This window comes from Prosthecobacter sp., assembly GCF_044222565.1.
Lineage (GTDB): Bacteria > Verrucomicrobiota > Verrucomicrobiia > Verrucomicrobiales > Verrucomicrobiaceae > Prosthecobacter.
The window spans coordinates 21,468-32,406 of record NZ_JBGANA010000042.1 but is presented as its reverse complement, the minus strand read 5'-3'; the positions used below and the strand labels follow the sequence as shown (position 1 = coordinate 32,406).

Here is a 10,939-nt window from a genome sequence, read left to right as displayed (position 1 = left end):
GCCACCACGACGAACAAGATCCTGCCAGCGCAAAGTCCGACGCCCTGTGGACAAATGGCCACGCATGATCAACACCTCTTCGTCGTCCACCTCCAGAAACTTCGCCGTCACAACGATTGCTTAGCGGCATTAGGTCTAGGTCCCATAAGACCTGCCAGACCCAGACCGCCCCCCCCAGCTCCTTCCTTCCACCGCATCACCACGCGCATGCCTTGGAGGAGGGGGATCATCCTGATCCCCCGACGCTCCGCGACGGTCCACCGTCCCGCTTCCACGCATGCTACCAGTGCGGCAAGCGAAGCAATCCCCTTTCGCAGCCCCTGACGCTTCCCCCCCATCACCCTCCGGCATCCGTGCCATCCGTGGTTCCAACTTCCGGCCCCCTCTGCGTTCTCACCAGCTTCTCCCCATCAAATCTCCTGCCATTCCTTTGCCAAAAAACAGCGCCCCCTTTCCCGCACAACCACCACCCTCCGTCCCACAATCCATCCGCCTTGAGTTCCGGCCCTCTGAAATTTTTCTACCCCTAATTTTTCTACCTTCATTCTCTCCTCCCATCCCCTCACCACCCCCAGAACCCCAAGCCCCAAGTCAGTGTCCGTTCATTCCGCACGCTCCCTCCATTCCGCGTGTTCCGTGTATTCCGTAGGCCATCATTCCATCCGCTCCATCACTCCTCGGCGCGCCCACATCGGCATCCCGCCTACACCCCTCCGTTGAGACCCGTTCGCATCATTCCCTCCCAAGGAAAATTGCACGCTCGGCTTGCGCACACCCATCGTATGTTCATGATGAACATCCCCACATGAGCGCAGTTTTTGACTCCCTTTCGCGATTTTACGCCTCCTCCATCGGCAAGAAGATTCTCGTCGCCCTCACCGGCCTCATCCTCTTCGGCTTTGTCGTTGGCCACATGATCGGCAACCTCCTGATCTTCGTCGGCAAGGACGCCATCAATGAATACGGCCACATGCTCCAGACCGCCCTCCATGGCGGCGGCGTCTGGATCGCCCGCCTCGGCCTCCTCGCCGCCGTGGTCATCCACATCTTCGCCACCATCTCCCTCACCCGCGCCAACCGCGCCGCACGCACCGCCGCCTACGCCCAGCACAAGGCCCAGGTCTCCAGCACCTCCTCCCGCATCATGATCTGGAGCGGCCTCACCATCCTCGCCTTCATCGTTTACCACCTCCTCCACTTCACCATCCACGCCGGCAACGACTACGGCACCTACAAGACCACTCTCGAGGGCCACACCGTGCACGACGTCTATCGCATGGTCATCGCCGGCTTCTCCTGGTTCCCCGCCGTCGCGTTCTACATCATCGCCATGGTGCTCCTCACCAGCCACCTCAGCCACGGTTTCAGCAGCCTCTTCCAGACCCTCGGAGTCTCCACTGACAAGTCCGAGCCCCTCTTCAAAAAGCTCGGCTACCTCTTCGCCGGCCTCATCCTCATCGGCAACTGCTCCATCCCCGTTGCCATCTACTTCTTCCACTACGGACGCTGATCCCTTCGTCATCCCGCCTTCGTCCTTCGAACTTTCAACGTCATGTCCCTCAATTCCAATATCCCCTCCGGCCCGATGGCAATGAAGTGGTCCAAGCACAAGCAGGACTCCAAGCTCATCAATCCGAAGAACAAGCGCAAGTTCACCGTCCTCGTCGTCGGCAGCGGCCTTGCCGGCTCCTCCGCCGCAGCCACCCTCTCCGAACTCGGCTACAAGGTGAAGTGCTTCTGCTTCCAGGACAGCGCCCGCCGCGCCCACTCCATCGCCGCCCAGGGCGGCATCAATGCCGCGAAAAACTACCAAAACGACGGCGACAGCGTCCACCGCCTCTTCTACGACACCGTCAAAGGCGGCGACTTCCGCGCCCGTGAGGCCAACGTCCACCGCCTCGCCGAAGTCAGCGTCAACATCATCGACCAATGCGTCGCCCAGGGCGTCCCCTTCGCCCGCGAATACGGCGGCATGCTCGCCAACCGCTCCTTCGGCGGCGCCCAGGTCAGCCGTACCTTCTACGCCCGCGGCCAGACCGGCCAGCAGCTCCTCCTCGGCGCCTACTCCGCCCTCAACAAGGAAATCGCCTCCGGCGGCGTCAAGATGTATCCGCGCACCGAGATGCTCGATCTCGTCACCGTTGACGGCCACGCCAAAGGCATCGTCACCCGCGACCTCGTCACCGGCAAAATCGAATCCCACGCCGGCGATGCCGTCCTTCTCTGCACCGGCGGCTACGGCAACGTCTTCTACCTCTCCACCAACGCCATGGGCTGCAACGTCACCGCCACGTGGCGTGCCCATCGCAAAGGCGCCTTCTTCGCCAACCCCTGCTACACCCAGATCCACCCCACCTGCATCCCCGTCAGCGGCGACTACCAGAGCAAGCTCACGCTCATGTCCGAGTCCCTCCGCAACGACGGCCGCGTCTGGGTCCCCAAGAAAAAAGAAGACTGCGGCAAGGCCCCCGATCAAATCCCCGAAGCCGACCGCGACTACTACCTCGAGCGCAAATACCCCTCCTTCGGCAACCTCGCCCCCCGCGACATCTCCTCCCGCGCCGCCAAAGAAGCCTGCGATGACGGTCGCGGCGTCGGCCCCGGCGGTCGTGGCGTCTATCTCGACTTCGCCGAAGCCATCGGCCAGTTCGGTGCCAAGACCATCGCCGAGCGTTACGGCAATCTCTTCGACATGTACGAGCGCATCACCGGAGAAAGCGCCTACAAGCGCCCCATGCGCATCTACCCCGCCGTCCACTACACCATGGGCGGCCTCTGGGTGGACTACAATCTCATGAGCAACCTCCCCGGCCTCCACGTCCTCGGCGAGGCCAACTTCTCCGACCACGGCGCCAACCGCCTCGGAGCCTCCGCCCTCATGCAGGGCCTCGCAGACGGCTACTTCGTCATCCCCACCACCATCGCCAACTACCTCGTCGGCCAAAAGCCCGGCAGCATCACCACCGAGCACCCCGAGTTCAAGAAAGCCGTCGAAAACTGCACCGCGCAGACCAAAAAATTCCTCAACATCAACGGCAAGCGCAGCGTGGACAGCTTCCACCGCGAGCTCGGCCTCCTCGTCTGGGACAAATGCGGCATGGCCCGCACCCGCGAAGGCCTCACCGAAGCCATCAAACGCATCCCCGAACTCCGCGAAGAATTCTGGCAAAACGTCAAAGTCCCCGGCAGCGGCGACTTCACCAATCCCGAACTCGAAAAAGCCGGCCGCGTCGCCGACTTCATGGAGTTCGCCGAGCTCCTCTGCCTCGACGCCCGCCACCGCGAAGAAAGCTGCGGCGGCCACTTCCGCTCCGAGTACCAATACCCCGATGGCGAAGCCAAACGCGACGACGAAAACTTCAGCTACGCCGCCGCCTGGGAATACACCGGAAACTTCAGCCAGCCCACTCTCAACAAAGAGCCCCTGACCTTCGAAGAAGTCCACCTCGCCGTCCGCAGCTACAAATAACGTTTCTTTCCCGTCCCCATGTCTCAACTCAATCTGCACCTCAAAGTCTGGCGTCAGAACGGCTCGCAGCCCGGCCATTTCCAGGACATCGACGCCCCGGACATTCCCGATCACGCCTCCTTTCTGGAGATGATGGACATCATCAATGAGCGCCTCATCTCCAAAGGCGAAGACCCCGTCGCCTTCGACCACGACTGCCGCGAAGGCATCTGCGGCATGTGCTCCATGCAGATCAATGGCATCCCCCACGGCCCCGAAAAAGCCACCACCACCTGCCAGCTCCACATGCGCAAGTTCCGCACCGGAGACACCATCTGGGTCGAGCCCTTCCGCGCCCGCGCCTTCCCCGTCCTCAAAGACCTCATGATTGATCGCGGCGCTTTCGATCGCATCCAGCAGGCCGGCGGCTTCGTCACCGTCCGCACCGGCGCCCCTCAGGACGCCAATGCCATCCCCATCGGCAAAGAAGTCGCCGACTCCGCCATGGACGCCGCCGAATGCATCGGCTGCGGAGCCTGCGTCGCCGCCTGCAAAAACGCCAGCGCCATGCTCTTCGTCTCCGCCAAAGCCGGCCAGCTCAATTCCCTCCCCCAGGGCCAGCCCGAAAAAGACCGCCGCACCCTCGGCATGGTCCGCCAGATGGACAAAGAAGGCTTCGGCAACTGCACCAACCAGTACGAATGCGAAGCCGCCTGCCCCAAAGGCATCAGCGTCCGCTGGATCACCAAGCTCAACCGCGACTACGCCCTCGCCTCCGTCAAAGAAGCCTTCGGCAACACCCCCAAAGTCGCCGGCGGCGGAGATTAATCGTCTCTCCGAGCAGCGTGTGGCACGCATGGATGTAGCTCGGTATTCCGATACCGAGTCAGCACCGCCGCGGAATCGGAACTCCGCGCTACACCGTCGCCTGTCAATGTTGGGAGTGTGAGACGTGCAGGCTACCTCACGCCCCTCACCCCTGCCCCTTCGCCACCGGCAGCAGCGGCAGCCCCAGCTCCTTCAAAAACCCATTGTGCTTCACCGTCGCCTCCCGGATCTCCCGCACTCCTCACCACAGCCCCATTTTCAAAGGATCGCGGTATCACACCTCCGTCCCGCAGCGCCAGCGTCCCCCTTGCATCACCGCTGCTAGGGCATCATTCACTCAAAAAGTGAAGCAACAGGCATAGGCTTTGGTTTGGCTCCGAAATTCCGTCTGTTCCCCGTATTCCGTAGGCCGTCATCTCACATTCGAGATTGAAAACGCTTCAGCAAATGTCCCGCGTGCACCACGGCAGGTAGGCCCCCGCTGCATCGGGCCCCAAATCCCGGGTCTGCCTCGTCGCAGCCGCCAAAAAAGGTGCGCCGTCCTTGCCATACGAAAAGCCAGCCGCGCAGAAGCCTTCACCAACACCCACAAAGAAGCCGCCAGCAGCGACTGATCCGCCTCATCAGGAATGGCGCACCACACTGCGACTGGCTCCTCTCTCGAAGGCCAAAGGCCTTCCGCACCATAGCGAAGGGATGCCGAGCCTCAGCGAGGCTTCTCTGGTACCCGAGGATGCATTCCCGCAAAGCAAACCCATCGCCCCCTTCACACACCGCGCCCTCCAGCAGCGTCTGCAATCGGCTCAACCACAAATCCGGGCGAAGTTCTTGCGCTCACCGGGCAAGCCTTTCTATTTAAAAACTAGCTATCACGAGTTGCTATCAATTGCGAGGCAGCCGAAAATCAATGCCAACAACTTTCAGTCCTTCCACGGCAGAGTTGTTGTTTTGGATCTCATCGGCACGCGAATCGAGCAGGGAGATGACTTCGTCAAAGCTGAGCCTCTCGCCTGTCTCAGGATGTTCCCAATTTGTGCGCTCCCCGGTGTAGCCGACGAGATAGATGCCATGCCTTGAGTTTTCATCCCTCAGGTACCGCTGAACAAGCTGCCCTTCCAGATCCGTCAGCAGGGAGGCCACGGTTCTGCTTCTGAGATCCCCGAGTTTCACCTCGATGACGACGGGTCCCGGAAAATCCGGATTCTCTACTCGGATATCTAGCCGCTCTTCATTTTGGATGACGGACTCCTGTGGGGCGGTGTAGCACTGCTGACTCCGGCGGCTTAGCTCCAGCGCGATGAATCGACGCAATTGCACTTCACGGTCCCCTGCCCTCACGCTCATGCGCAGAGACTGGTCGGCATGCTCTACATCGTGTTTGATGGCAGCGAGCCTGCGCTGCACGGTGCGGAACAGCTCGGCTGAGGATCTTGGGACAGCTTCATTGTGACGTTCGAAGTTGGGAATGTCCCGTGCGTGGAATGCGGCTCCATCGGCCATGCGCTCCATACGTTCGTCGATGAGATGGCGTATCCAGTCGTGGTCAGCCGCACATTCGGGCAATGTCAGCAAGGAACGCAGCGCGCCTTCAGCTTCGGGATCCGGCAGCTCGGAGAGCCTCGTGAGGATAGCGCTGCGGTAGGACTGCGCATCGTCTCGCTGGCCTGGGCTGTATGGTTCGCCGTCGGCATGGGTGATGTCGTAAGACGGATCGACAAACCTGTAAACCAAGCGAATGAACCGTGCCGCATGCGGTGCACATAGATGATCCGGAGCCGCTATGCGAGGCAACCACTCCACCGCCATGTCTCCCCGCATAACAGAACAGAGGACAACCATGTAGTTGTTTCCAGGACTGTCCCTAGCTGCGTCCGCTTCATTTCTGCCTCGCTCCTCCAGATGTTCCAAAGCCACGGCGGCGTTTGTCTGAAGGCACACGACCAGCCATGCCAAATAGCCTGGGTCTTCAGGACGGAGGCTGACCAGTTTTTGTGCGGAGAGGCGGGCAAGTTCCTCCCGCTCAATGCCCTCATGTCGAATCAAGAGACTGATGGCCGCTGAAAGGACTGCTACATTGGCAGGTGGACTGCCTGCGACCAATTCTGCGACAACAGGAGATACCAAAGGGGCCAGAGTGGATTTTTCTCTTCCCGTCGAATCCAGATGTCGGGGCCAGAAACCATTTTGCAACGGCGCGTTCCATTCGTGCCGGATGCATTCGACCAGCACATCGCGTACGGCATCTGGATGCTGCCGTGCCAGTTCCTCCAGCCATTCACTGTATCCGTTCATCTCATTCACCGCATATCTGGCCGCACGGCGGGCCTCAGCCGGTGTGAACTGCGCGAAAACACGACGGTTGTTTTGATAGAGGAATTGAAGAGCGCAGAGGCCGACAATCACTCCGTAGGGAGTGCCATCCGAAGAATTGATAGCGCTGGGTTCATAGGAGTGCCAGACCGCCACACAGCCCTGCTGAGTTGCGCGGGTTATGCGCGGCCCACGCTTGGCGATCAGCTTGGACCAATCACGCGCAGCCCAGCGCGAGTCACTGGAAGTTTCCCGCGTTAAGCGCTCCACCCAGTGGATAAACCTCCCAGACCGGATATGGCGAATTTTTGTATGCAGATTCCATGTGTCACGCCAGCGGGAAACGAAGCTTTTAACTGCTTTCCAGTGTTTTTTCCAGGTCCACTTGCTGAAGAGTCTTTTCTGTTGCGGCCAGTACCACCACCACAGCAGCCGGGCCTGGACGACCAGTCTTACTCGCTTCTTAAGCTCGCGGTAAATGTCGGGCAGATCACGAACAGCGCGCTTCAGCCTGCGAATGGCTTTGGATGGCACTCTTTTCCACTGCCATTGATTGAAAACCAGCCATGCCGCGATGGCACGCAAGTCAATATCAGGATGATTTGAGGCATCTTGTATTAACCATTCGAGGTCTTCGGCACAAAAGGTGAAGTGAAGGTCATCATGAAAATAAATCCAGCCATCGTGGCGAACGCTACGCACACTTTTTTTCTCGGGATCCAGCCTGACCGCTAGCCAGAACATGGCGCGTCGCAATCCCTGGAAGCGGCGGGTGGACTCCTCAAACTTCGGAATCGAATGTAAGGTACCATCGCCATTTGGATGCTCTTTGCGAAGCAGCCAGCAGGCCTTGGCCACCGTGTCCAGATGAACGGCACTGATCTCCCGTCCCTCAAAAATCGCTTTGATCAAGCTGGAGATCAGACCCGTGATCCAGCGCTCTGCCACGAAGCCCTCGTGTGGAATCATATCCGGGCTGGTCAATACCATGCCTACCAGCATCTCCAGCACGGCAAAGGGACTCCACCCCTTCGGCGTATGACTGAACAGCTGCTCAAGCCGCCAGATCCGAGACGATGATTGGCGCAGGGTCAGCAAGGCTCGGAGGCCGGTGACATCAAGCTGCGCAGGGAAGAGAGCACTGGCCAGTAGACCTACGTGCCTGGCGGCCATGCATTGATCTTGCGCCACCAGTGCTGCCAGTTCCGCCAAGGCAGTTGGAGAGCCGCATGAGGTGATCAAGTCTATGGCAGAGCGTTCCAGGCTTCTCTCGCCACTAGACATGCGCAAAACAGCCAGAGCGGCATCCACGCAACCACTCACTCTGCCATGAACGGCAAAATCGAGCAGCTCTGCTTTGATTCCAGGCCCGACCTGTGGATCAAGAACGTGTCTGGAGAGAGTCGCAGCGAGTTCTGGGTCTGCCAGCCGACTCATGGCGGAAGCATCCGTCTCGATACGCACGTGCGTGCGGTCTCTGAATCGGAGGACAATGGCATCGATGATCTGATCCCGAAATCCCACGGGCAGGAGGGAGGGATCGCCAAAGCGCAGGAATGACTGAGGTGATGAATCAAGGAGCCATGTGCGCAGATCATTTACCCAGCCCCCCTCACCGATGCAGGCCAGCCACACGGCCACGGGTGCGCGTGAGGGCCTGATGACACGCCTGCCGCTGGGAAGAACAACGAAAAGAAGATCATGCAGCACTGGCGGCGGACACTGGCGCTGCATCCGATTCCGTAGCCAGCAGGCAGCGAGGTACTCGGCCAGCCGCCGGTGGTGAAAGCGCACACGCCCGTAGATGGCGGAGTCAAACAACGGGCGGTCAAGCAGCGCCTTGCTCTGCATGTCTGTCCATTGGGGCGGCAGACAGTCCAGCGGCCGGAGGCCCGGCCTTCGTCCCAGAGTGGCGGTGTCTGAAATCTCAAAGTCCAGGGTGCGGCAGAAGAGTGTGGCTGCCGCCAGAGCCTCCGCCCCGTGCCGTGCCTGCTCCTGAGTGAGGGGAAATTTAACGGACCGATGCTGCTTCTCCTCGGTCTCAGCGAGGAGAAGCAGTAAGCTCTCGTCCAGCATTTGCGTGAGCGAGCCGATCTGCCCATGCTTTTTCCAATACTGCACCAGAAAGCGGACATCCGAAGGACGGCGGGCAAACTCCCATGCATGGCGCTGATCCAGCGCGGCGAGGAAGCTGTCTGCGTCCGCCACTCCCAACGCTTGGGCGAGCTTTGCCACCTGATCCCGCTTCAACGGTGCAATGACGTAAACAGGGATCTCGGACTTAGCCTTCTTTTCCTCATTAGTGCTGGCACTGACGTTGGTCTCTGCGTCTGGGTCAAACTCTTCATCCGAATCATCTTCGGATGCGCCCTGCTTTTCCTTTTTCTCTTCCGGTGCGGTGGAGAGAGTTTCAGCCACAAGGCGGAGATCCATCTCAGGCGACCACTCACTGATGCGGGACGAAATGAAGACCGTGGCACGGCTGCGGTGTGCGCCAAGCGCTCTGGCGAAATTTTCCAATGCCAAGCCGAAGTCTGAAACGCGCTCAACCTTAGCTTCGTCCACTGCATCCAGAAAGAAAACAGCTGTGTCGCTGGATTGCTGCCAGCCCTCCAACCTTGGAGAATCTTGATCGCCAAGAACCTCCGCAGGACTGGCATCGACAAGCCTGTGCAGTTCCAGATAAAACGCTGCCGCCCCCTGATCGCAGAGGACCTGGCATCTAGCTTTGAACTCATAAGAGCGACCGCTGCCGGGCTCTCCAAGAATGACAATCACCCCCGGCTTACCCATCAATTCGCCCCAACCGAGAGAACCCCATTCAAAGTAAGCGGAATGCGAATCATAACTTTGCAGAGCAAAATCATCTGTACTTGCCTCATGCTTGAACTGTACAAAGCGGCGGTTGAGTTCACAGTAGTCAGATGGTTGCAACATAGATAAGCATACCACTTATAGAAGCTGGATACATGGTGCAAATTTTTGACAGCTCGCATCATTCCTAAAGCCGTAACCCAGCCAAAACCAAGTCTTCCCCACGCTCTATCATCCCGCCTCTCCGCGCTGAAGCCCTCGTTCGACAGCCTGCCTCACTCGGGGCCGGTGCAAAAATTGACAAAAGACACCCGCATCTTCTCCTCAACTCACCCACCTCATCGCCATCAGCAGCTTCCCAAAGCCCCCTCTGCGTCCTCTGCGCGAAGCGCACCCTTCGGAGCTTCCCAGTCCTCCGTAGCTTTAGCGAAGGACGGATAGCGAAGAACGGGCGCCCCCCCCAAATCACTCACTCCTCAGCAGCCACTTCTGCGTCCTCCCAATCTCCGCGTTCTCCGCATCTCAGCCCTGCAAAAATCCTCCGCCTCATTCGGGTCAGTCTCTCAACCATGGCAAACAAACGCCAACCACCGCCAACCACCGCCAACTCCCCTCTCCCCCTCTGATCATCTCATGGTCCGACAGTCCCCCAGTCCAAGTCTCAGAAAATATTTTTACCCCTAATTTTTCTACCTTACCCCCCTCCGCGTCCCCCATCGCCCTCTCCCGTCGCCAGAACTCCCAACAAACCACCGCCATCTCCCCCTCTGATCATCTCAGGGTCCGACAGTCCCCCAGTCTCAGTCTCAGAAAATATTTCTGCCCCTAATTTTTCTGCCCTATCCCACCTCCGCGTCCCCCATCGCCCCCTCACGTCTCCAGAACTCCCAACAAACCACCGCAAACCAGCGCCCCTCTTTTCTCCCCGGCCTCAAATCCTCTCGATCATCCGTGCTGCTCGTGAATTGATGCGCTGCGCTTCCCTTCGGGCTCCTTGCAGTCGTCTGTTTGCCTTCGGCTATCTCCGCTTCGCTACGGTTCCCTTCGCTCGGCTCCGTGGTTCAAAATTCCGGTCTCTCTCAATGCTCCCCTCCTCCGCCTCTGTGTCCCTCCGAGTTCTCTTTGGTTAAAAATTCAGACCTCTTAAACCACAAAACCCATCTTGATCCCATCTGGCCTCTGCCATGAGTGTTTGATCAGTGTCCGATTAGTGGTTCAAAAATTCCGGACCCCTCTGCGTTTTTCAAACCTCTGCGGTGCAAATCTCCGGCAGTTCCATTGCTCCTTCATTCCCCTGCCCAAACCAGCGCCCCCCTTTTCTCCCCGACCTCAGCTCCTCCCCATCATCCGTGCTGCTCGTGAATTGATTCGCTGCGCTTCCCTTCGGGCTCCTTGCAGTCGTCTGTCTCGCTTCGCTCGGCTCCGTGGTTCAAAATTCCGGCCCCCTCTGCGTTTTTCAAACCTCTGCGGTGCAAATCTCCGATAGAGCCGCCAGGCATTTTATACCCAGAGAGTGCAACAAAGGACGGGTAAAATGAT

General features: G+C 59.2%; 4 protein-coding genes. 3 read left to right on the top strand and 1 reads right to left on the bottom strand.

The window, feature by feature from the left end; genetic code table 11:
- Positions 1-805 precede the first annotated feature (805 nt).
- From ACILSR_RS32040 to ACILSR_RS32030, 3 genes are read left to right on the top strand one after another with little or no spacing between them, the layout of a single operon-like run.
- Positions 806-1,510 carry a succinate dehydrogenase cytochrome b subunit gene (locus ACILSR_RS32040; RefSeq protein WP_395753905.1) on the top strand — a complete coding sequence of 235 codons (705 nt, stop codon included), beginning with the start codon at positions 806-808 and terminating at the stop codon, positions 1,508-1,510.
- A 42-nt stretch (positions 1,511-1,552) separates the two neighbouring features.
- Positions 1,553-3,469, top strand: coding sequence for a fumarate reductase/succinate dehydrogenase flavoprotein subunit (locus ACILSR_RS32035; RefSeq protein ID WP_395753904.1), 1,917 nt, complete (start codon positions 1,553-1,555; stop codon positions 3,467-3,469).
- 18 nt (positions 3,470-3,487) lie between these two features.
- Positions 3,488-4,276: a succinate dehydrogenase/fumarate reductase iron-sulfur subunit gene (locus tag ACILSR_RS32030; RefSeq protein ID WP_395753903.1), complete on the top strand. Its 789-nt coding sequence runs from the start codon at positions 3,488-3,490 to the stop codon at positions 4,274-4,276.
- Positions 4,277-5,158: 882 nt separating this feature from the next.
- On the opposite strand, the gene ACILSR_RS32025 is transcribed toward ACILSR_RS32030, so the two are convergent.
- Positions 5,159-9,523, bottom strand: coding sequence for a hypothetical protein (locus tag ACILSR_RS32025; protein ID WP_395753902.1), 4,365 nt, complete (start codon positions 9,521-9,523; stop codon positions 5,159-5,161).
- Positions 9,524-10,939: the final 1,416 nt, after the last annotated feature.